Annotated in this window: 21 protein-coding genes; 11 read left to right on the forward strand and 10 right to left on the reverse strand. The window is 35.9% G+C overall.

What is annotated here, in order from left to right; genetic code table 11:
• Window positions 1-110 precede the first annotated feature (110 nt).
• Complete coding sequence (locus ACY651_RS07595) at window positions 111-728, forward strand: hypothetical protein (protein ID WP_462251305.1); 618 nt, start codon at window positions 111-113, stop codon at window positions 726-728.
• A gap of 344 nt (window positions 729-1,072) precedes the next feature.
• Window positions 1,073-1,978, forward strand: coding sequence for a prohibitin family protein (locus tag ACY651_RS07600; RefSeq protein WP_462251307.1), 906 nt, complete (start codon window positions 1,073-1,075; stop codon window positions 1,976-1,978).
• Between the two features lie 10 nt (window positions 1,979-1,988).
• Here ACY651_RS07600 and ACY651_RS07605 read toward each other — a convergent pair whose 3' ends face one another.
• Window positions 1,989-2,645, reverse strand: coding sequence for a DUF2306 domain-containing protein (locus ACY651_RS07605; RefSeq protein WP_462251309.1), 657 nt, complete (start codon window positions 2,643-2,645; stop codon window positions 1,989-1,991).
• A gap of 32 nt (window positions 2,646-2,677) precedes the next feature.
• On the opposite strand from ACY651_RS07605, the gene ACY651_RS07610 reads away from it, so the two are divergent.
• Both ACY651_RS07610 and ACY651_RS07615 read left to right on the forward strand, forming a co-directional pair.
• Window positions 2,678-3,415 (forward strand): YARHG domain-containing protein, encoded by a 738-nt coding sequence (locus tag ACY651_RS07610; RefSeq protein WP_462251311.1) that lies wholly within the window; start codon window positions 2,678-2,680, stop codon window positions 3,413-3,415.
• Between the two features lie 9 nt (window positions 3,416-3,424).
• On the forward strand, window positions 3,425-3,850 hold the full coding sequence (locus ACY651_RS07615; RefSeq protein WP_462251313.1) for a putative signal transducing protein: 426 nt from the start codon (window positions 3,425-3,427) through the stop codon (window positions 3,848-3,850).
• A gap of 7 nt (window positions 3,851-3,857) precedes the next feature.
• Here ACY651_RS07615 and ACY651_RS07620 read toward each other — a convergent pair whose 3' ends face one another.
• The 3 genes from ACY651_RS07620 to ACY651_RS07630 form a co-directional block, all read right to left on the reverse strand.
• A complete protein-coding gene (locus tag ACY651_RS07620; protein WP_462251315.1) occupies window positions 3,858-4,829 on the reverse strand; it encodes a transglutaminase family protein in 972 nt (323 codons plus the stop codon).
• 91 nt (window positions 4,830-4,920) lie between these two features.
• Window positions 4,921-5,856: an alpha-E domain-containing protein gene (locus ACY651_RS07625; protein WP_462251317.1), complete on the reverse strand. Its 936-nt coding sequence runs from the start codon at window positions 5,854-5,856 to the stop codon at window positions 4,921-4,923.
• A gap of 168 nt (window positions 5,857-6,024) precedes the next feature.
• On the reverse strand, window positions 6,025-7,476 hold the full coding sequence (locus tag ACY651_RS07630; protein ID WP_462251319.1) for a circularly permuted type 2 ATP-grasp protein: 1,452 nt from the start codon (window positions 7,474-7,476) through the stop codon (window positions 6,025-6,027).
• A gap of 184 nt (window positions 7,477-7,660) precedes the next feature.
• Here ACY651_RS07630 and kdsB point away from each other — a divergent pair, with 184 nt between their 5' ends.
• From kdsB to ACY651_RS07645, 3 genes are all read left to right on the forward strand, one after another.
• A complete protein-coding gene (kdsB, locus tag ACY651_RS07635; RefSeq protein WP_462251321.1) occupies window positions 7,661-8,380 on the forward strand; it encodes a 3-deoxy-manno-octulosonate cytidylyltransferase in 720 nt (239 codons plus the stop codon).
• Between the two features lie 170 nt (window positions 8,381-8,550).
• The gene (locus tag ACY651_RS07640; protein WP_462251323.1) at window positions 8,551-9,624 is read left to right on the forward strand and encodes an iron-containing alcohol dehydrogenase family protein; all 1,074 of its coding nucleotides are present in this window, start codon (window positions 8,551-8,553) and stop codon (window positions 9,622-9,624) included.
• Window positions 9,625-9,924: 300 nt separating this feature from the next.
• On the forward strand, window positions 9,925-10,551 hold the full coding sequence (locus ACY651_RS07645; protein WP_462251325.1) for a response regulator: 627 nt from the start codon (window positions 9,925-9,927) through the stop codon (window positions 10,549-10,551).
• On the opposite strand, the gene ACY651_RS07650 is transcribed toward ACY651_RS07645, so the two are convergent.
• From ACY651_RS07650 to ACY651_RS07660, 3 genes are read right to left on the reverse strand one after another with little or no spacing between them, the layout of a single operon-like run.
• Window positions 10,548-11,621, reverse strand: a complete 1,074-nt coding sequence (locus ACY651_RS07650; RefSeq protein WP_462251327.1) for a hybrid sensor histidine kinase/response regulator — start codon at window positions 11,619-11,621, stop codon at window positions 10,548-10,550. The genes ACY651_RS07645 and ACY651_RS07650 overlap by 4 nt on opposite strands.
• A gap of 15 nt (window positions 11,622-11,636) precedes the next feature.
• Window positions 11,637-12,077, reverse strand: coding sequence for a response regulator (locus ACY651_RS07655; protein ID WP_462251329.1), 441 nt, complete (start codon window positions 12,075-12,077; stop codon window positions 11,637-11,639).
• Window positions 12,078-12,089: 12 nt separating this feature from the next.
• Window positions 12,090-14,501 carry a sensor histidine kinase gene (locus ACY651_RS07660; protein ID WP_462251331.1) on the reverse strand — a complete coding sequence of 804 codons (2,412 nt, stop codon included), beginning with the start codon at window positions 14,499-14,501 and terminating at the stop codon, window positions 12,090-12,092.
• Between the two features lie 463 nt (window positions 14,502-14,964).
• Between ACY651_RS07660 and corA the strand changes: the two genes are divergently transcribed.
• On the forward strand, window positions 14,965-16,062 hold the full coding sequence (gene corA / locus ACY651_RS07665; protein WP_462251333.1) for a magnesium/cobalt transporter CorA: 1,098 nt from the start codon (window positions 14,965-14,967) through the stop codon (window positions 16,060-16,062).
• On the opposite strand, the gene ACY651_RS07670 is transcribed toward corA, so the two are convergent.
• Window positions 16,059-16,586: a DUF2480 family protein gene (locus tag ACY651_RS07670; RefSeq protein WP_462251335.1), complete on the reverse strand. Its 528-nt coding sequence runs from the start codon at window positions 16,584-16,586 to the stop codon at window positions 16,059-16,061. The two genes, corA and ACY651_RS07670, sit on opposite strands and share 4 nt — an antisense overlap.
• 119 nt (window positions 16,587-16,705) lie before the next feature.
• Window positions 16,706-18,853, reverse strand: a complete 2,148-nt coding sequence (locus tag ACY651_RS07675; protein ID WP_462251337.1) for a peptidylprolyl isomerase — start codon at window positions 18,851-18,853, stop codon at window positions 16,706-16,708.
• A 585-nt stretch (window positions 18,854-19,438) separates the two neighbouring features.
• On the opposite strand from ACY651_RS07675, the gene nadA reads away from it, so the two are divergent.
• Window positions 19,439-20,443, forward strand: coding sequence for a quinolinate synthase NadA (gene nadA, locus ACY651_RS07680; RefSeq protein WP_462251339.1), 1,005 nt, complete (start codon window positions 19,439-19,441; stop codon window positions 20,441-20,443).
• An 18-nt stretch (window positions 20,444-20,461) separates the two neighbouring features.
• On the opposite strand, the gene ACY651_RS07685 is transcribed toward nadA, so the two are convergent.
• Window positions 20,462-21,511 carry a DUF3089 domain-containing protein gene (locus tag ACY651_RS07685; protein WP_462251341.1) on the reverse strand — a complete coding sequence of 350 codons (1,050 nt, stop codon included), beginning with the start codon at window positions 21,509-21,511 and terminating at the stop codon, window positions 20,462-20,464.
• 38 nt (window positions 21,512-21,549) lie between these two features.
• Here ACY651_RS07685 and ACY651_RS07690 point away from each other — a divergent pair, with 38 nt between their 5' ends.
• Both ACY651_RS07690 and ACY651_RS07695 read left to right on the forward strand, forming a co-directional pair.
• The gene (locus ACY651_RS07690; RefSeq protein WP_462251343.1) at window positions 21,550-22,491 is read left to right on the forward strand and encodes an isopenicillin N synthase family dioxygenase; all 942 of its coding nucleotides are present in this window, start codon (window positions 21,550-21,552) and stop codon (window positions 22,489-22,491) included.
• Between the two features lie 15 nt (window positions 22,492-22,506).
• Window positions 22,507-23,545, forward strand: a 1,039-nt coding sequence (locus ACY651_RS07695) for a chromate transporter (protein ID WP_462251345.1), incomplete at its 3' end; no start/stop codon positions are given.

Genomic DNA, 23,545 nt, shown 5'->3' on the forward strand with positions numbered 1-23,545 from the left:
AACCTTGCGGGGAGTATGATAATTTTTTAAACCGGAGTTTAATGCTTCGGTTTTTTTATTGTGAAATTTTTATCAATTTCATTTGTACTTTGGGTAAAAAATATACTGCTATGAAACTTATTTACTTTTCTTTTTTAATTATTTCGATTGTGTGTTTTTCCTGTGATAACAAACAGTCTGTACCAGAAAACAAACAACCGGAAACACCCAAAGCACTGCAAACCGACAAAGAAAGTTCTGGCGGCTCCTACATTTCTAAAAAACGGTACGATAATGATTTAGTAGAAGAGCTGTACAATGAGCTGCTGGAAAAAAATGCCGCATTAAGTTCTCTTGAACAGGGAATAGAAAAATTGAAAGATGATAAGAAAGATTCGGCGTTGTTATTTAATACATTCGATTCTAAAAACAATTCCTACTACAGCTCTGGAAATATGCATATTGGTGCTATAAAAGATTCTGGAGTAAAAGAAAGGATAAGGCAGATTATTGATAACAGCCTTTCAAAATATAAAACTAAAATTGCTGCACACAATAATCTCATTGCCGCTATTAACACAAAAGATATTACACTTGATGATTTGCATATCGTTTTAAAATTGAGTCAAACATTACGCATGATGGAACAATATCTAACCAACGATTTGCCATCAACAAGGCCGCTTGAAAATACCAGTAAAGCTTACGATAAAATAATACTTAAAACAGATTCATTAAGTAAAAAATAATGTTTATTGGGCTTATCCTTTACTTCTATTTTCAATATTAAAAAAATTATTAAACGCAGATATTTAGAAGAATTTTCTCTTGTTTCATCGGAATCCCGATTCTTATCGGGAGTGGGTAGAAGAATAACAGCACTTGCATTTTCGTTCCTTAGGAACGTTTGGTGCAAACCGAAAAGCACCTTGCATTCCTACGGAACGCTAAACCATTTTTTATCTAATTCTACCCACCTTATGTTCCTACAGAACATTATTCCCTGATGCTGAGCTCTTTTAATTTTCTCCAAAAAACAATTCCTTAAAATCTTAATTCTTCTTCCGAACTTACAACCCTAAACTAACCAACCATGGCTTTAATCATTTTAGGCATTATCATTTTAATTCTTTCTGCCGTGCTTTTAAAAAGCAATGCAGCTTTACAAAAATTTATCCCGGTGGGCCGTATTGTTGGTGTTGTTTTTATAGCACTCGGTATTATTACCAGTTGTGTAAAACAAATTGATGCCGGGCAGGTGGGTGTAAAAATTTTATTTGGCAGTATTCAAAATGATATTATGGGCAGCGGCCTGCATTTTATTAATCCCCTGCTGGACGTAAAAAAGTTAGATGTAAAAACACAAAACTATACCATGAGTGGCGTAAATGATGAAGGACAAAAAGCAGGAGATGATGCCATTAAAGTATTAACCAGCGATGGCCTTGAAGTAACGATCGATCTTACCGTTTTATACAGGATAGTTGCAGCCGATGCGCCAAAATTATTAAGAGAAACCGGCGATGATTACAGGGATAAAATTGTACGCCCCATTACCCGTACAAAAATACGTGACAATGCCGTGTATTACCAGGCGGTAGATCTGTTTGGCAATAAAAGAGATGAGTTTCAGCAGCGCATTTATAAAAGTATTGAAGATGATTTTAAAAAACGTGGTTTAATGCTGGAGCAATTATTAGTAAGAAATATCACTTTACCCAATTCGGTAAAAGCATCTATCGAATCTAAGATAAATGCAGAGCAGGATGCTAAAAAAATGGAGTTTGTTTTATTAAAAGAAAAACAGGAAGCCGAACGTAAAAGAGTGGAGGCACAGGGTATTGCCGATTATCAACGCATCATCAATACCGGCCTTACCGACCAGCAATTACAGTACGAACAAATTAAAGCCATGAAAGAACTGGCGTTGAGTGCCAATGCAAAAGTTATTGTAATGGGTAAAGGAAATACACCTTTAATAATTGATGGCAAACAATAAAGAGTTTAAATTAAGCCGCAGTAAATAATTGTTTTTTTCTGCTGAAGTATTTATAAATTATCCATTCGGCAATAATTAAATTCAGCGTCCAGCCCAGCCATGCAATAATCCGGTAGCGGTCCATCGGTTGTATATCGGTAAAATTTACCAGCAGCACTTTCCAGCAACGGAGCGTTATGGCCGAAAGTGTTAAAGCAAAACTGCGTATCATAAAAATGCGGTGTGCTTTAAAATCTTTTTTAATGGCTTTGTATAATGCCATTGCGGTAAAACCAATCCACAAAACAGAAAGCAATACAAATGCTAATTGAGAACTTGTGCCGCCATTTGCATAAAAACTCATTAATAAACCCGATGGGCCCGTTACCATTAAAATATTAATTACATAAACATAACCCACAGTACGGTGCAGCCTTGGTTGCTGCTTTAAAAACTTTTTACTAAACTGCGTAAAGCCTGCAACAAGCACCAGCATACTGGTAAATACATGTGTAAAAAAAGCCACACGCCATTCGGTAATATGTATGTACTCCTGCTTTAATTGTAAAAAGCCGGCATCGTTTTTTACCGGTATGTAAATAAAAATTATCCGCAGCATTAAAAAAGAAAAAAATGCCAGCAGTATAAGTGCTGTAATGCCAAATATGTTTTTGTAGGTTAGCAACAAAACGTTATTTTACAGTAATTAAATGTTTTGTTATGAAAAATATTTTTTTTCTTCTTTGCATTGCTGTTGTTTTTATTTCCTGTAATTCAAACAATAAAAATACAGAACAAACAAATAATAAAGATGTTAAAGAAACTATGGTGGCGTCAATTATCAATTCGCCGCTGCTGGGTTCTTTTGTTGGGCCCTTTGGTGATAATAAGATTACACTTTTAATTACAAAAGTTTTAGGCGATAGTATAGAAGGCAGGAGTGTGGTTGGTGGAAACGACCGTCCGTTTAGCGGTTTGGCTAAAAACAGTAATGGCATTTATTCCATTGTTGCTAAAGAACCCGGCGATGATAAATACGACGGTATGTTTACTATTTCTTTTGAAGAAAAAAATCCCAATGCAATTACGGGTAACTGGACACCTTACAAAGAAGATAGCCATGGTGGCGCAAAAGATTTTTCTCTTACCAGAAATATTTTTAAATATTTGGTTGATGTGGGACAGTATCCGCAGGCATCTAAACGTTTATTAAAGGAAGAGGATGTAAATAATTTAATGAAGGAAGATTTGCAGGTAATGCGTAACGAAATTTTTGCCCGCCATGGTTATTGTTTTAAAAAGAAAGATTTAAGAGAACAGTTTGAAGATAAAGACTGGTACATACCCAACACGGTTGATGTAAAAAATGATTTAACCGGTATTGAAAAAACAAATATTGCCCTAATAAAAAAATTTGAAAAATACGCCGAAGAATATGGTGATGATTTTGGAAGATAAAACAACCCTATGAATATAATAACGCTCCGCAGTTTTGATAATTATTTTTTAGCCAGCATCACCCTTACCAAATTACAGGATGCTGGTGTGGAATGTTATTTAAAAGATGAACATACCGTAACTATCGATCCCATATTATCCAATGCCATTGGTGGTATAAAGCTGGTGGTAAAAGAACAAGATGCTGAAGAAGCAAAAAAAATATTACAACAGTTTGATGAAGAATATTTGCAATCGGTTAAATGTCCGCAATGTGGTGCTGCACAAATTACATTAGTAACAAAACCCGGTGCTTCAAATTTTATAACTGCAATATTTACATGGATGTTTTCCAGTTATGCAGTGGCTGCCGAAAGTATTTATCAATGCGGTAAATGCGGTTACGAAAGTAAAACTATGCCCAGCACTGTTAATGAAGATGATTTGCACGAGTAATTATAAATTACTGTTGCTGCTGCACCATCTGCATATACCTTCTGTATGAGTTGCCATCCTCTTCGTCATTTATCAACAAAGCACTTACCAGTTGTGGTGTTAATATAGAAGCATCTTGTTTTGCAATTTTTCCATCCTCGTGTGTTACTGTTACGCCTACTTCTAATGTTTGTTTTGCCGTGCCTTTATACGTTCCCTTTACGGGTGAGCAATCGTTAAAATTTCTGCCAATGGCCAGGCGTACATGCAAATCATTTACCACACAATTGTTTGTAGGGTCAATACCCAGCCAGCCATAAAAAGGTATATAGGCTTCTACCCAGGCATGTGTTGCACCAACGCCACGCAGGCTGTTATCGTTGGGGCAAACGTAGCCACTTACATACCTTGCCGGAATACATAATAACCGGAGCATCACCAATAAAATATGTGCAAAGTCCTGGCACACGCCGGCTTTAATGTCCCATATTTCATCCAGTGTTGTTTCTACCGTTGTTATACCTTTTATGTAATTAAAGTTATTATAAACGTACTCATTCAATTGCTTGATTGCTGTAAATACCGATACGGTTTTATAAAAACCAGCATCAGCAATTTTTTTTACCTCTGCTAAATCTTTAAAATTTTCCTGCTTTAAAAAATCTATAAAGGGCGCCATAAATTTTATTTCTTCAAGGTGTGCCCATTGTGCAGGTGTTTCTGTATCATCCTGCGGAAAAGGCCTTGGCGTTGTTATTACCGAAACGGCAGAGTCGATCCGCAATTCGGCATGCGGTGCAATATTCATAAACGAACCAATCTGGTTGTTATAATAATCAGTAAATATTTCAACAAAAGGATTGCCGGTTATAAATATTTGCTGCATTTGCAACTGTTGATATTCATCTTTTAAAGGATAAAGCATTATTTGATTAGCGCTGTCCATTACAGGTTCGGGATAAGTGTATTTTGTAGTGTGTTGTATTTTAAACCGGGGCATTTGTTAGTGCTTTTTATAATTTTAAATTGTGTGTTATAAATCTTCAGTGAAAGCTATGAATTTAATGCGTACTTCACTCACGTATTTCTATTTAACTTTTACCAAAATAATTTTTACTTAATGTGGTGCCTATTTGAAAAAGTGATGCTTTTGTTTCTGCCAAAAAATGGTGCAGGCCTTCAAAAATAATTGTATCCGATGTGGAGAATTTTATTTTGCTCTGCAGTTTACCAATCATAAAATCAATTTCGTTAAATGCTGCTGCACTTTTATCGTTTTTTAACCTGTAAAAATATTTATGCAAATGGTTTACCGAATAAATTACCGATCGGGGAAAATTTTCATTCAATATAATTTGTTCCATTACATTTTTTGCTTCAAACCCACTGCGGTAAGTTTTTAAATATAATTCATAACCGGATATCGACATCAGCATATATTTCCAATACGTAGCGTCTGCAGGTTTATCTAGCTGATAATTTAAATCGCTGAATTTTACATCTAATATATCTGCAGATTGAATGGCCCGTTCTAATAATTTTCCAATATTAATGAAAGAGTTGCCTTCGCCTCTTGCCATAGTAACGTCTGTAGTACCATAATATAAAAGGCCTTCTTTAATAAGGGTATCCAGCACCGAAATAGGGTCTTCCTTTTGCAGCTGCTCCATCAATTTTTCCTGCCGCACTGTGTGGTAAAAATCGTTAAGGCATTGCCACATCTCTTTAGTTATATGGTCTTGTACGCTTCTGGCATTTTCTCTTGCCTGTATTACTATATTCATTACCGAATTGGGGTTATCCTTACCGGTAACCATAAATTGCAAAACACCTCTTGTATTTTTTGCAAGAGCTTCAGCCTGTTCCTCTTTTAAAAAAGTAAATATTTTCAATACCGGTTTCCAGCTAAATTCCTGCATATCATCCTGCGAAGAAGCATAATTAATTTTAAGCATTCTTAAAATTCCATCTGCTCTTTCCATGTAACGACTCATCCAGTATAAACTATCTGCAACTCTGCTTAGCATAAATAATATAAAGCCCCCAGCCCCTGCTATCCTCCCCCTTCGGGGAGGAAAATATTATACATTGACTGGAAGATTATGTTTTACTGTTATTAAATTAATTTTTGACTGATTCATTTTTTCGAAAAACTCCTCACTTTGTTCTTCGCAATTTTCCTCCCCTCCGGGAGGTTAGGAGGGGCCCAGCACCCAGGTATCTTTACTGCCGCCGCCCTGCGATGAATTTACCACCAGCGATCCTTCTTTAAGTGCTACCCTTGTTAAACCTCCCGGCACAATTTCAATTCCACCGGGACCGCATAATGCATAAGGCCGCAGATCTACACGGCGGGCTTTTAAAGTACCATTCATGTAACAGGGGCAACTTGATAAACTGATTATTGGTTGTGCAATAAATTCACGGGGGTTATCAATCACTTCTTTTTTATAATCTTCAATTTCTTCCCCGGTAGCAGCACTGCCCATCAGCATACCATAGCCGCCGCTGGCATTGGTTTTTTTAATCACCATCTTTTCTATATTCTTAAATACATGTTCTCTTTCTTCCTCTTTACCTAATTGATAGGTGGGTACATTTTTTAATAACGGTTCTTCATTTAAATAATAACGAATCATGGCTGGCACAAATGTGTAAATGGCTTTATCGTCGGCCACGCCATTACCCACTGCATTTACAATGGCCACATTTCCTTTTCTGTAAGCACTCATTATACCAGCAACACCCAATACACTGCCGGGATCAAAAACAAGCGGATCTAAAAAATCATCATCCACCCTTCGGTAAATAACATCTACCTGTTGCAGACCAGCGGTAGTTTTCATAAACACTTTATGATTATCCACCACCAAATCTTTTCCTTCCACCAGCTCCACACCCATCATTCTTGCTAATGTAGTATGCTCAAAATATGCCGAGTTGTAAATACCCGGCGTTAATAAAACTATTGTGGGGTTATAAATTTGCCTGGGTGAAAGCGACACTAAATTTTTATGTAAAATTGTTGGGTATTCCGTTACACTGCGTACATTATTTTGAGGCAGCAAATCAGGAAAAATGCGTTTTGTAATTTCCCTGTTCTCTAACATATAACTTACACCGCTTGGCGTACGCAGGTTATCTTCTAAAATATAAAAAGAACCATCGCTGTCTCTGATAAGATCAATGCCCGATATGTGAACATAAATATCATACGGCACCGGAAAATTGTGCATCTCTCTTAAATAATGCGGACAACTGTAAATCATTTGCGCCGGTATTACACCGTCTTTAATAATAAACTGGTTGCCGTAAATATCTTTTAAAAAAAGATTGAGTGCTTTAAGGCGTTGCTTAATACCTTTTTCAATAAAATCCCATTCGGGTGCGGTAATAATACGGGGTATAATATCAAAGGGGAATATTTTTTCTATGCCTTCGCCGCTGCTGTACACTGTAAATGTTATGCCCTGGCTCATAAATAAGCGCTTGGCCAGTTCTTCTTTTTTATTCAGCTCCTCAACAGACAGTTGCTGTAAAAAATTTAGCGCTTTTTTATATTGTTCCCGTACGGATGCATCTTTATACATCTCATCCCAGGTATTGGCATCTACTAAATAAGATTGTACCAGTTCGCTTGCTTGCATAACAGTTAGTTTAATAAATAAAGAAGCAATCGAAAAAAAGTTGGTATTCAAATATAGTAAATTCAATTTGTTTTTTATAAATGGCCGTATAGTTTTTAAAACTAATTTTAACATCACATATTTTACCGGCGGTTTATGGGCCGGCTAACATAATTGTTAACTTTGATTTATTAATTTTTGCTGGATGAAAAAAATTGCCATGATACCGGCACGTTATGCCGCCACACGTTTTCCTGCAAAGCTGATGCAGTTGCTGAAAGATAAAACTGTTATCCGCCACACTTACGATAATACCGTTGCCACCAATTTATTTGATGAAGTAATGGTGGTAACCGACAGCGAAATTATTTTTAACGAAATAACACAGCATGGTGGCAAAGCCATTATGAGTATTAAACAACACGAAAGCGGCAGCGACAGGATTGCGGAGGCTATTGCCGGTATGGAAGTTGATATTGTAGTAAATGTTCAGGGTGACGAACCCTTTGTACAAAAACAACCGCTGGAAAAATTATTAAAAGTTTTTGATGATGAAACTGTTCAGGTGGCATCGCTGATGCAGGTTTTATACGATGAAAAATTTATAAACGATCCGAACTATGTAAAAGTAGCGGTTGATAAAAATATGAATTCGCTTTTCTTCAGCCGCAGTGTAATACCTTATGCCAGAGATAAAAATGTTGCGGTTACTTATTACGAACATATTGGCGTGTATGCTTTTCGCAAACAGGCGCTTTTAAATTTTACCAACTGGCCCATTACGCCATTAGAGGCTGCGGAAAAAATTGAATGCCTTCGTTATTTAGAAAATGGTGTACCCCTTAAAATGGTGGTTACGCAATACATGGGTGTGGAGATTGATACGCCTGCAGATTTGGAGAGAGCTGCAAATTTGTTGAATTAGCCCTTAGATTTTGCAAACTAAGCAGAAAATAATTTGTTTATCTCTGCCATCATCAAAAGTATGCCGTTATTTTTCTGTGCTTCTGTGGCTCTGTGGCAATCTTATTTTTGCCGAAGGCAAAATCTTTCTGGCAAATAAATTCGTGTATTTTTGCTCCTCAAAATAAATCTATGGCATTCAGAAATTTTAAAATGGTAGGCTATGTAGTTTATGGCCGTGGATCTTTTAATCAGTTAGATGAAATTATTGCACCGCACCGTAAGACAAATGCACCAATGATTTTTTTGGTGGATCATTTTTTTAATGGAAAAGATTTGGCTGTAAGAGTTCCGATTAAAGGCAATGATAAAATTATTTATGTTGATGTTACCTACGAGCCTAAAACAACTTATGTAGACAGTTTAGCGCAGCAATTAAAAGATGAGTTTGGAACCGTTAGTGGCGTAATTGGTATTGGTGGCGGCAGCGCAATGGACCTTGCTAAAGCGGTTGGTTTAATGATGAACAATTCCGGCTCTTCTGCCGATTACCAGGGCTGGGATTTAGTAAAGCAACCCGGCGTATATAAAGTGGGCATTCCTACTTTAAGCGGCACCGGCGCCGAGGTTAGCAGAACAACGGTGTTAACCGGCCCCACAAAAAAACTGGGCATGAACTCTGACTTTACGCCTTTTGATCAAATAATTTTAGACCCCGAACTTACTGCTAACGCCCCCGCCAACCAGCGCTTTTACACCGGCATGGATTGTTATATTCACTGCATTGAAAGTTTAACCGGCACTTACTTAAATGAGTTCAGCAAAAGCTATGGCGAAAAAGCGTTACAGCTTTGCAGGGATGTGTATGTAAATAAAGATACCTGGGATGCAGACAGCGACGATAAATTAATGATGGCATCTTACGCAGGTGGCATGAGTATCGCCTACAGCCAGGTTGGGGTAGCACATGCCGTTAGTTATGGTTTAAGTTATTTGCTGGGCACTAAACACGGTGTGGGCAATTGCATTGTGTTTGATAAATTACAGGACTATTATCCCGAAGGTGTAAAAGAATTTAAACTGATGGTGGCTAAAAACAATATTGATATACCGCAACATATTTGCGCCAATTTAAGCGATGATGATTTTAATAAAATGATTGATGTTTCGCTGGGCATGAAACCGCTTTGGGAAAATGCTTTAGGTAAAGAATGGGAAAAAATAATGACCAGAGAGAAATTGAGAAAGTTATATGAACAATTGTAACCCTTATTCGGGCATCTGTATTTTTATCCGCAGGTTTGCATTATCACTTAACTCTTAGTTATACTGTATTTAAAATAAAGCTGAGCAACACTTTAAAATTAAGGTGTTGCTCAGCTTTATTTTTTTTAAAAACTTTATATTGATATTGGATATAAAACGGGATGTGTACGGCTATTTTTTTAAGGTGCTGTGTAAATACAGTACAAATATCGCTTATTAATCCAGCCTCTTTACTAATAGAAAAGATTGTAGTTGTGTAGAATAGTTACTATATTTATATACTTTCCTAATCCCCGGTTTATGAAAAGATTTTTACTGATAGATGATCACTTTGTAGTTCGGTCGGGCATCAATGGTTTATTATCCGAAATATTTAACCCTTGTGAGATTGATGAAGCTGATGATACCGACAGTGCTTCCGAAAAGTTAAAGCAGCACAAGTACGATCTTGTTATGATGGATATTAACATGCCCAATAGTGATACTTTAGGGTTTATGGAATTTGTAAGAGTAAAATATCCCGAAGCTAAAGTGCTTATATTTTCTATGAGTTCGGAAAACATTTATGCCCGTCGTTTTTTAAAGGCCGGCGCCAAAGGGTTTTTGCCTAAAGACTCTTCGCTTGATGAAATAAATAAAGCCATTACTCTTGTTTTAAACGATAGAAAATATATCAGCGAATCGCTGGCAGAAATTCTGGCGGATGCTTCTTCTTCCAATAATCCCGACAATCCTTTTGACAAGCTTTCTCCAAGGGAATTTGAGGTTGCAACATTACTTTTATCGGGGCAAACCATTACTGAAATATCCCGAACTTTAAATTTGCAGCTATCTACTGTTGGCACACACAAAACAAGGGTTTTTGAAAAATTGAAGGTTAACAATGTGCTGGAATTAAAAGAACTGGCCAATAGTTATAAAATTTAATTATTAAACGGCAGTACAACCTGCACTTTTGTTCCTTTTTTAAGCTCGCTAACAATTTCATATTTACCGCCAATCATTACTGCCCTTTCTTTCATGCTCAATAAACCCAGCGATTGCATCTGTTCAATATAACTTACATCAAAACCTTTGCCATCATCGGTAACAGTAAGCTCCAGCTCTTCATTATTTTTTTGCAGCGTGCAGTAAACATTTGTTGCGGCAGCGTGCCTGGCAACATTGGTAAGCGACTCCTGGTAAATTCTAAACAATGCAATTGCAGTACTGTTTGAAATATCAATTTGTTCGGAAGGAAGGCTAAGTTTTATTTTTACGCCAGTTCTTTTTTCAAATTCACGGCTTTGCCATTTTATGGCTTCTATTAATCCCAGTTTGTCTAATAGAGCAGGGTGTAATTCTGTGGCAATTTTGCGTACGGTTATTAATGCGGAGCTTACTAATTTTTCCATCACTTTTACTTTTTTGTTAAGCTCTGTTCCGGGTTCTTTAAGTTTTAAACCCAGCCACAAAATATCTAACTTAAGCGCTGTTAACAATTGCCCCAGCTCATCGTGAATTTCTCTTGCTATTGATGCTCTTTCCTTTTCTCTTACATCCTGTAAATGTGCTGCAAGTTTACGCACCTGTATGTAGGAGTGTTCCAGTTCTTTTTCTGCATTTTCTTTTTCCAGTATTATTTTACTTTTTTCAATGGCGTTTTGTACCGCAGCAGGCAGGCGCTTAAGATTGGTTTTTAAAATATAATCCGATGCCCCACGCTTTAATATATTTACTGCAAACTCTTCGGATACTGTTGCAGTAACAAGTATAAAAGGAATGCCGGGTGCTTTATTTTTTGTAAGTTCAAGCGCTCCTGCCGAGTCGAAGGAAGGAAGTGAATGATCGGATAAAATTATATCAGGCAAAAAATTATGCAGCGCTTTTTCAAAATCTGTTTTATTATCTACCACCAATTTTTCAAATTCAATATTTCCTTTTATCAATTCTCTTTCTACCATTTCTACATCAAATGGAATATCCTCTAAATGCAAAATTTTTAATTTATTTTCCATTTCCTTCAGATTTTTTTAATCAGTGTTTTGATTTAGGAGAAGCCAGTAAAATCCAAGCTCCCTAATTACTTTCACAAAGTCGTCAAACTCAACAGGCTTTACAATATAGCTGTTGGCACCCAGTGCGTATGCTTTTTCCACATCGGGGTGTTCTTTTGATGAGGTAAGTACTACCACAGGAATTTTTTTTGTAAGATCATTGGCTTTAATTTTTTCTAATACTTCAAGCCCGTCTACTTTGGGCATTTTAAGATCAAGCAAAATAAGCCTGGGCCTTTTTTTGATATCCCTGTTTTTAAATTCTCCGTTGCCAAAAAGAAAATCCAGCGCACTTGCGCCATCCTTTAAATGAATAATATTGTTGGCAATATTATTTTTAATGAGTGCCCTTATGGTTAATTCTGCGTCGTTTTTATTATCTTCCACCAGTAATATTTCTATTTCTTTATTTTCCATTGCTTTGCGTTTTTATTTTTTACCCGGTAAAGTGAAATGAAAAGCAGCGCCTTTCTCCACTTCTCCTTGGGCCCAAATTTTTCCTTTATGTTTTTGAATTATGCGTTGTACAATTGCAAGTCCAACTCCTGTGCCGCTAAACTCTTCTGCGGAATGAAGGCGTTGAAATACACCGAATAATTTATGTTCATATTCCATATCAAAACCGGCACCATTATCACTTACGGTATAAATAACTTTACTGTTTTCAGATTTTGATCTAATTTCTATTAAAGGCTTTTCTTTTTTGGAAGAATATTTAATGGCATTACCTATAAGGTTGATCATTACATGCAACATTAGGGTATAATCTGCTTCTGCTGTAATTAAGTTTTCAATTTTTATTTCTGCAGTATGTACAATTGTTTGATTAATTTCATTTAGCGCCTGCTCAGTTAGCTTGTTCATGTCAATAACTGTTGTTTCAATTTCTTTTCTTCCCAGTTTTGAAAAAGCAAGAAGGTCATCAATAAGGATACCCATCTTTTTTGCATTATACTGTACCTCTCCCAACAACCTTTTACCTTCTTTATCAAAAAGTTTATTATAATCTTCTTCCAGTATCCTTGCATAACCATTTACAGCCCTTAGCGGAGCCCTCAAATCATGAGATACGGAATAGGAGAAAGACTCCAGCTCTTCATTACTCCGATTTAATTCTTCAGTACGGTCTTTTATTTTTTCTTCCAGGCTGCGGTTAAGCTCAGCAACATCCCGTTGGGCATTTTTTAATTTGGTTACATCAATAGCAACAATCATAATTGAATAAACTTTATTGTTGTCGTCTCTTAAAGGTATGTACCTCGATACAACATCGTACCCATTTACACTTGTTTCCCGGGTTATATTTTCACCTTCAAAAGTTTTTTTAAACATAATTTCAACTTCCTCAAAAATTTCAGCAGGTAAAATATCTGCGGCTTTATTACCCAATAATTTTTCTTTAGAATATCCTAAATGTTCCAGCATATCACCTTCAATAAGTAAATACCGGAATTCTGCATCCAGCAGGCAAATAACCGAGCCGGGAATACTTGATGCAATTGTTTTGTAAATTTTCTCGCTTTTTATTAAGTTTTCTTCCGATTCTTTTTGATGAGTAATGTCACGTGCAATTTTTGAGGCGCCTATAATATTTCCCAATTGATCTTTTATGGGTGACACTGTTAAAGACACATAAATAATTGTTCCGTCCTTTTTTGTTCTTTGTGTTTCGTAGTTTTCTACAATCTCTGCTTTAAGGATTTTTTCTGTTATATTTTTTTCTTCGTTTTGCAGATGGGCAGGTATTATCAGGGAGAGGTGTTTTCCAATAACTTCTGCTGAAGAATAACCAAATGTTTTTTCTGCTCCTTTGTTCCAGCTTGTAATTATGCCAACAAGGGTTTTGCTAATAATAGCATCGTTTGAAGAATCAACAATAGATACAAACAAATCCTGCCTGGCCTTAAGGCTTTTTTGTTCACTAATATCTTTGTAAAAAATGGTTAACCCGTTTACAGAGGGATAAGCTTTAACGGAAAACCAAGTATCCATAGGTGCATAATAATTTTCAATTTCTGTCACCTTTCCTGTCGTCATTGCTTCGTGATATTGATTCCAAAAAACTGTTCCCTGCAGTTCGGGGTGTACATCCCATATTTTTTTACCTAAAGTTTGCTCTTTACCCAGCGGATGAGCAACAAGTGCGGCATCATTTAAAAAAGTATAGCGCCAGTCATTATCAACAGATATTACCCCATCATTGATGCGGTTAAATACAATCTCCAGTTCTTTTTCTTTTATTTCCCTTTTATTTTTTTGTCTGAAAAGACTTACAGTTGTATTAATAATAAGAATACCGGATAGTATTATAAAACCTGTCATCCATAATTTTAGGCTTTTTAATTTTTCTTGCAGCTGATTGCTGCGGTGGTCAATTAAAAAAAGAGTTCTTTTAATCCCTTTATTAATTTCGCTATCAATCTGTAAAAGGGTGGCAATGTGTTCCGGCGATTTATGGTTAATTATAGAATCCGGTACATTACTTTTTAAAAGCCATGGTAATTCTATTTTTATCAGTTTGTCCAGTTTATCTGCAACTTTAATATTTATTGAATCTTTTACCGTTGATTTTAAAAGCTGTAATTGCTGACATATTTTAAGACTGTCTTTTAAAAAATAATTTCCTGCGGTTGTGGGTTTGGCGGCATCAACAATGCCGGTATTAATAATTGCAGCAGTACCTATTTGCTTAGACAGGTTTTGAAAACAGGTGTACACAATATTATGCCTGTTTGAAAGTTCGTATTCATTACTAAGTGTTTTGTACAGCCTGTTAAAAAGCAGCAGTATAATAACAAGTGTAATAAAAGCAATAGTAAAAAGCAATCTGTTTTTTCGCATTGTATAACCCATTGGTCCAGTATCAAAAAAATTTAAATAATTTCTTATTCTTTTTGCTTAATTCGTTAACTCCGTAATAAACCCATACAAACTTATAAAACCCTTGATATCGTTTTAAAAAAGGCTTGTCGATAAAGGTTTAGTAAAGATTTTTAGTCTTTTTAATTAAATGTTGTAAAACCACAATGGCTTTACAAGAAAGTGAGGTTGAGTAAGAATTAAATACTTGTTTGAGATTTTTATAATACTTGACATAACAAAGGTTAATATAAAATACAACAAAACAAAAAATATAATGTGCTTTTTACAAACCCTTTTTTTAGCTAGTTGGTTACTGTTAATGGCGGCAGAATATTTCATAAAAACCCTAATAATTATAAAGTCCTTACCGCATCTTTCATGAAAATTAAAACAATGCAGAGTATTAAAAATATTCTGTAAATTGTTTTTTTAAATATAAAGCATGTTTGAACAAAGCAAAAAGTATTTTTCTTATATTTTAAATCCTATGGATTTACTGCGTACAAAAAAAGTATTGCAGGTAAATCCTACCGTGGCGGCCACCAGAATAGAGCCCGATGAAATAAAACTTTTTGTTTTTGATTACAATGCCACACAGGCCGATATAAAGGAGCTGAGTAATGTGCCGGATTGTTTCCCTTATTTAGATTCGCCAAAAACCACCTGGCTAAATGTTGATGGATTACGTAAAGCCGATGTAGAAAAAATATCGGGCCATTTTGGCATCCATTATTTAATTACCGAAGATATTTTAAGTATTGGCCAGCGACCTAAGATGGATGAAATTGACGGGTTGCTTTTTTGCCTGTTAAACATGATGTATTTTAACGAAAAAGATTCGGCAGTAGAAATTGAACAGATAAGCCTTGTACTGGGCAAAAATTTTGTAATCAGTTTTCAGGAAGATGCAGCAAGAGATGTTTTTAATCCATTGCGGGAAAGATTAAAAATTAACGGCAGCAAAGTTCGCCAGCAAAAAGCCGATTTTTTATTTTACTCTTTAATTGACATGATTGTAGATAATTATTTTGTGGTAATGGAAAAGCTGGGAGAAAAAATTGAGGGCCTTGAAGAAGATATTGTACGCAGCGCCAATACCCGTACGCTTGCAAAAATAAATATGCTGCGTAAAGAAATGATTGTTTTAAAAAGAAGTATTGCGCCGGTAAGAGAATTGGTAAATGGAATTTTACGCAGCGAAACTGACTTAATTGAAGAACGAACAGAAAAATATTTCAAAGATATTTACGATCATATTTTACAGGCAAATGAATTGGCCGAAAACTACCGGGATATGATGATGAACTTAAACGACCTGTATTTAAGTAACGTAAATTTAAAAATGAATGAAGTGATGAAAGTGATGACGGTGGTAACCTGTTTGCTTGCACCCGCCACCGTTATTGGTGGTATTTTTGGTATGAACTTTGAAATCATTCCATTATTACACAATAAATGGGGCTTTTTTATTTCTGTAGGGTTAATGTTGTTTATTCCTCTTGCAATGATAAGGATGTTTAGAAAGCGTGGCTGGTTTTAAGCCCCTTTTTGGGTTTGCGGTTTCTTATAAATTGGCACAGTGCTGCAAGGCTCTCCGTACATTATACTTTTTACAACAGGCCTTAGTAAATTGGTTATCTCCACATACGCCGATTCGGATACCGGTAATTCGCCGCAACCTTTTACCACCACTCTTTTATCTGTATAATCTGCAGTGTTTATTTTATACAAATTTTTTAAAAATAAGGTTTGCTGTAAAAAATCTTCGTTACCAAAAACTACATTTTTTGCAACTGGTTGCAGGTAACTGGCCACCAGCATATTGGCCCACATGGGTATTACCGCATCGGCAGTGCAGGTAATAGCTATATTTTTATCCTGGTATGGTGTAAGGTCTAAATTTTTTAAGGCTTCTCTAAAATCTTTTTCTTTCAATATCAAACCCATAAATAAATAATCTTTCAAATCAAAAAGCACTACCTCGCCCTGCGGATAATAATCTTCCAGGTTTAAAGTGATGATGCCGCTTTCTGCAACCTTATTTATCATTACATCTTCTTCCATATTGCAAAGTTATAGCAATATTATTGCGGCAAAGCCGGCGGTTTAAAAAATTCTTTATCCCGTAAATTAAAACAGCCACGCTTTAATGGCGTGGCTGAATAATGAGAAAGTTATTTGTATCAATAATATTTGCTGCGGTTATCTTTAATGGTAGCCTGGCTTTTTAAACCTTCCAGCCAGCCTGCAGCAGCCTGGTTGCGCAGGGTAGTTGTTTGCTGCGTTTTTCTTTGGGCTTCTGCTTCCGGTGTATCAGCTGGTTTTTCGCCAATACTGTTTACTTTAATTACAAACACACCTGTATTTCCTTCAATTGGTGCCGATACTTTAGTTTGATTTGCGGCATTAAAACTTGCGCCTATTACTTTTGGCTCCTGGCCTACATTAGCAATTATCTGGCTGTTAAATGTAATGGAGCTGTCGGCGCCTGCTGTTAAAACCTGTTGCTTGTATGCATTGGCAGCACTTTCTAATGTTGGGTTAGCACCAAGATTTTTTATAATGGCTTCGGCTTTCTTCTTGTTACGGATAACACCTTCCACCATTTGTCTTGCAGTTTTTGCATCTTGTGTGCCTTCCTCCTGTACGTTATCAACTGTTACCACTACAAACTGATCGTTAATATTAAATGGTTCACTTACGTCTCCTTTCTTTGCTTCATATACCCATCTTACTAAACCTCTTGCATCCCTAAGTTGACCTACCTGGTAATCATTTTCTTTTATAATTGTTGGCCAGTTTATTTTTTGCAAGCCGTTTTTAGCAACATATCCGTCAAAGTCTTTTCCGCTTTTTTGACCAGATAATTTAGTAGCGTTATTATTTGCATTACCAATGGTAGCATCGCTGGAGAAAATTTCTTTTGCCATAAAAGCAATTCTATATGCCGGCATCGATCCTTTTTCTCCTGTTATTTCAATTACATGATAGCCAAACCGGGTTCTGATAACTTCTGTTGTTCCTACAGGTTTTCCAAAAATAGCCTGGTTAAATTCTTCAACCATTGGTGCACTAAATCCAAAAAATCCTAAATCGCCACCTTTATCTTTTGTTCCATCTGTACCAAATTGTTTTGCCATTACTGCAAAATCTGCTCCGCCTTTAATTGCTGTAAAAATGCTGTCGGCTTTTTTCTTAGCAATACTGTCTTCCATAATTGGCTGCCCTGTTTGAGGATCTGCAGTAGGAATTAATATATGCCTTGCTTTTGAACTATCAGGTAAAGTTTTAGTGCCTAATACTTTTGCCATCACATAATTGGCACCATCAACATAAGGGCCATAAACAGTGCCCACAGGTTGTTTAATAATAGTATCAATTGCTACCGAGCTAATTCTTGATTTAGGAAGATAGTTACTGTCAAATTCTATGCTTGAAGTATTTCTTGCTATAAATGCTTTTGTATTAGTTTCTGTAATAAAGCTTTCTTTTAAACCAGCTACTATTTCTTTTGTTTTTGCGCTGTCTTCGCCGCTGGGTAATTGGCTAAAAGTAACATAAGATATCATGCGGCCGGCTTCCTGCTTAAATTGGTTTTTGTGTTTTTGCACATAACTTTCAATTTCGTCGTCGCTTACTTTTATTGTACTGTCGCTTATTACATTATAAGGTACCGCTACGTAAGAAATATTTGAAAATTTTTTATTATCTGCTTTTTCTTTTTCCTGCATCCAGCTTGGGTAATATGCACTGGCGTTAAGTAATGCTGAATATTTTGCGTAAATGCTACCGTCTTTTATTTGTTCCGTCATTTGGTTATAGCTATCACCTTCTTTTCCTTTAGCCTTTTTCATTTCGCTTATCTTTTGGCCAACTTTACCTGCATCAAGTCTGCCTGTTGCCGGATCGGTAAATCCAGCACCTGCCTGTAAAAAAGGATTTCCCTGTTCGTTGCTAAAAAATAAATTGCTTAATTCTTTAGATGTAAACCCAATGCCTAACTTTTTAGCTTCGGCAGAAAATATTTTCAACCCTACAATATTATCCCAAACCTGCTGCCTCAACTGGCCTGCTTCGGGCTTTCCTCCATATTGCTGAGCCGCCTGCTGTTCTGCATTTGCATCAGCCTGGGTAAATTTTTCATCAAACAAAGCTTTTTCAACAGATTCTCCATTTACTTTACCTACACTGTTTGAAGAACCTAAGAAACCACCGCCACTGCCTTTGGTGCCTGAGTTAGCATCCATTAATAAAAAGCCTATTAAACTTAAAGCTATTACTGCAATTACCACCGCAGCACCTTTATCACGAATTGTTTGAATTATTTGCATATTTTTCCTGTAATTAAAATGGACGGCAAAAATAGGGGAAAAACAGATATTAACATTGAATTTTTAGCAGCTTAAAACGCTAATATTGAGTATTGGCAGGGTTTTAGACACCGGTAATAAAAAATGGTAATACTATTTATTAACATACCCGTTGCTTTAAGGTTTTAAACAATGGTTTGTTAATAAGGTTGTTTTACTGTTAATAACCATGGTTTCTTTTATAAAAAACTCTTTACAAAATGGGTTTAAATTTTAAGGAAAGGGTTTTTAAAAATAATAATGTTGGCAGACGATATTTTATACCATAGATATTAACAGCGGTTTTTAAAAAATGATCGTTTTAGTTTTCCTCTTCCTTTTTTATTAACGGTGTGTTTATAATTAAAGTAATAAAATACATAAGTCAGCAGCAGCAGGTATTTTTTTATTGATAGTTGTAATTTTATTTATGTTAATTATGTGTGGATGAAGGTGGATAAGTAAAAGGTTTTAATTTTACATCACAGAGAAAATATTTTCTTTACACTTATTAACACCCATAGTAGTAGTAAGTGATTATATAAATAATAAGTATTAATACATATTATGACAGATATTAACAGCGCAAAAAAAAATATTGAGTCCGCCGGTTTTTTAGATTTGAACATTAATCCCGAAATGGATTTGTTTGCAGAAATTGAAAGATTAAAAAAAGAAAAGAATGCTATTATACTGGCGCACTATTACCAGGAGCCGGATATACAGGATGTGGCCGATTTTATTGGCGACAGTTTAGGGCTTGCACAAAAGGCTGCAACAACCGATGCTGATATTATTGTTTTTGCCGGTGTTCACTTTATGGCGGAAACTGCTAAAATTTTAAATCCTTCTAAAAAAGTTTTATTACCCGATTTAAAAGCAGGCTGCTCTTTAAGCGACAGTGCACCACCACCATTGTTTAAATTATTTAAAGATAAACACCCCGATCATTTAGTAATTACCTACATCAACTGCTCTGCAGGTATGAAGGCTTTAAGTGATATTATCTGTACCTCTTCTAATGCCCAAAAAATTGTAGAGAGCCTTCCGGCAAGTCAACCTATCATTTTTGCACCAGATAAGAACCTTGGGGCTTATATCAACAAACAAACGGGTAGAAATATGTTGCTGTGGAATGGTGCCTGTATGGTGCATGAAATTTTTAGTTTAGAAAAGATAACCAAATTAAAAATTCGTCATCCAAAAGCAAAAGTTATTGCACACCCCGAGTGTGAAGCGCCTGTTTTAGCCATTGCTGATTATATCGGCAGTACTACAGGTTTATTAAAATTTACAGAGAAAGATCCCGCTACTGAATTTATTGTAGTTACTGAAACCGGTATACTTCATCAAATGCAAAAAAATAATCCTGGTAAAACTTTTATACCTGCACCACCTAATAACAGTTGCGCCTGTAATGATTGTCCGCACATGAAATTAAATACTTTAGAAAAATTGTATTTATGTATGGAATATGAATTGCCAGAAATTATTATGGATGAACAATTGCGGATTGCTGCAAAAAAACCAATTGACAGGATGCTGGAGATAAGCGCCAGATTTAGTTTGTAATTTTTTATTATAGGAAAACTACCGTTTCCAAAAAGCACCAATTCTTGTTTTTACATTTTGCTTTATATTCATGTAAAATAAGTTTATATCACCTATGTGATAATTTTTTTTATTGAATAATATCTTCCCAAAAATTTTTGGCTTACTGGTCCATAAAATATTATTATGAATATTGGCATCAACCACATGCGGTACAATTTTATTAAACTTTAATAATACGCCACCCATATTTTGTTTTGCAGAAACAAAAGAAGTATCCATTGTCCATGTAAGTGGATTAATAACTACAGCTTTAAAATTTTCTATCTTATTAATTTTATAACCTCTTTTATAAGTACGCCAGCTTACAAAACATCCTGTAGCTGCAGAATCTTTACACGGTTGTAAATTGTTAAAGTAATTTTCAGGAACGGGCAATCCAATAATATAAGCACAAACTAATTTATTTTGTAAAGGCTTATTATCAAAAAATTCTTTTAATAATCTGCCTGCATGCTTTGTGCCCTGGCTGTGTGCTGCAATAATAATTGGCCTGCCATTGTTTAAATTGGTAAGATAAAATAAAAATGCTGTCCTTATATCTTCATAAGCAGTATCAAAATATTTTTCCGCTTCTTTTTCAGCAATATAAAATGCCTTTATATTCGCCTGCCTGTATCTTGGTGCAAAAACCCTGGTTTGCTCGTTAAACGCACTTGCCTGGTATAAAATAGTTGAGTAATCTGTTTTTGAATTTATTACAGCATCATCAATATCTGCATTCCACCTGCTATCATTTTTATCCGTTAATGTGGTAGGGTGAAGAAAAAAAACATCAACCGAACTATCAGTAATAACGGATTTACGTAACGGCTTGGGCACACTGTCCGACAGGTCTTTTTTCCATGGATGAGCAGCCCAGTAATCAAAGTTATTGTAATCAGGTTTTTTATCAACACTTATAAATTGATATTGTGGAGCAGAGGAAAAATTTTTTTTAGCGCAGGAAAAAAATAAAATCAGTATTACAAAAAATAAAAAGTTTTGAGTAATAGTTCGATGTAAACAATAAGTTTTGTAATTTTTCATACTCAAATCTACATTCGTTAATCTTAAATGAAAAATATATGGCAATTCCTTCAGTTGATTTAGCAGAATTTTTAAGCGGCGACCCTGTTCGTAAAGCTGCTTTTGTACAAAAGTTGGGTAAAGCTTACGAAGATGTTGGTTTTGTTGCTGTAAAAAATCATGGCGTTCCCGATGAATTAATCGGTGATTTATACAAATATGTTCAGGAGTTTTTTTCTCTGCCTTCAGATCAAAAAAGAAAATATGAAATTCCTGAGCTGGCTGGCCAGAGAGGGTACACAAGTTTTGGGAAAGAACATGCTAAAGGCAGCGATGCGCCGGATTTAAAAGAATTTTTTCAATACGGTCAGGTGCCAAGAGATAATTTTAAAGAAGAAGAGTATCCGCCAAATGTTACAGTAAATCAAATTGCAAAATTTAACCCCACATTTGATAGCGCTTACCGGGCTTTTGAAAAATCGGGTACTGCTTTATTGCAGGCTATTGCTTTGTATTTAGGATTGGATGAACATTATTTTGATGAGTATGTACATAACGGAAATTCTATTCTTCGTTCTATACACTACCCGCCAATTACCAGCGAACCTAAAAGTGCCATACGTGCCGAACAGCATGAAGATATAAACCTTATAACACTTTTGGTTGGTGCTTCTGCAGATGGTTTACAAATTTTAACCAAACAAAATGAGTGGGTTGGGGTAACATCTTTACCCGAGCAAATTGTGGTAAATGTGGGTGATATGCTGCAGCGTTTAACTAACAATAAATTATGCAGCACTACTCACCGTGTGGTAAATCCTGCACGGGAATTATGGCACACTTCCCGTTTTTCAATTCCATTTTTCCTTCATCCCAAAAGCAGTATGAGCCTTCAGTGCCTGGATAGTTGCATTGATGCTGCACATCCAAAAGCATATCCTGATGCTACTGCCGGGGAGTATTTAGATGAGCGCCTTAAAGAAATAGGATTGAAAAAATAATCTTTTTAAGATACGTTGAAACTACTCCGGCATATTCCTTTTTTAAAAGCAGTGTTGCTGCACAGCGTTACCGCTTTTGGCGGGCCACAGGGGCATATGGGTATGATGATGAAAACTTTTGTGGATAGAAGAAGGGATTTAACAAAAGAGGAGCTGATGGAGTACACATCATTTTGCCAGTTATTGCCGGGTGCCTCATCTACACAAACACTTACACTTATTGGGTACAAACGTGGAGGTGTACCCTTAGCTGTTGTAACTTTAATTATATGGATACTGCCCGCCTGCATTTTAATGGGAGGTCTGTCTTTTTTGGTTACCGGTATCGGAAAAGATAAGCTAAACACCAGCATCTTTCAATTTATTCAGCCAATGGCTATTGGCTTTTTAGGTTATGCAGCATTTAAAGCTTTTAAAATTTCTGTAAATAATTTTATTACACAAATAATAATGCTGGTGGCAATGGCAGCTACTTACTTTTTATTTAAAACGCCGTGGGTGTTTCCGGGGTTAATAATTGCCGGTGGCATTGCTACAAATTTCAGCAGCAGGCGTATTCCGCAGAAAGATGTTATTAAGCCAAGGCAGGTTCGCTGGACAAATATCTGGCTGTTTGGTTTAATATTTTTAGTTGCCGCTTTTTTGAGTGAGGCAGCAAGAAAACAAAACTGGGAAAACCGAAAATCTTATAATCTGTTTGAAAATTTTTACCGTTTTGGAAGTATTGTTTTTGGTGGGGGAGATGTATTGATTCCTTTAATGCTGGACCAATATGTTGCAAGGCCAACATCAGAACGGATGCAAAAGAAAGATCAAAATGTTATTCGAATTGAAAAGGAGGAGTTATTAACTGGTGCAGGCATGGTACGTGCAATCCCCGGGCCTGTTTTTTCAATTGCTTCTTTTACCGGTGGTATGGCAATGAAAAATGAAGGGAAAGAAATGCAGCTTTTGGGATGTATAATTGGGGCTGTTGCCATTTTTTTACCCAGTGCATTATTAGTTTTATTTTTCTTTCCGGTTTGGCAATACTTAAAAAAATATGTTGTGGTTT

Origin of the sequence: Ferruginibacter sp. (genome assembly GCF_031391665.1) — a bacterium.
GTDB lineage: Bacteria > Bacteroidota > Bacteroidia > Chitinophagales > Chitinophagaceae > Ferruginibacter.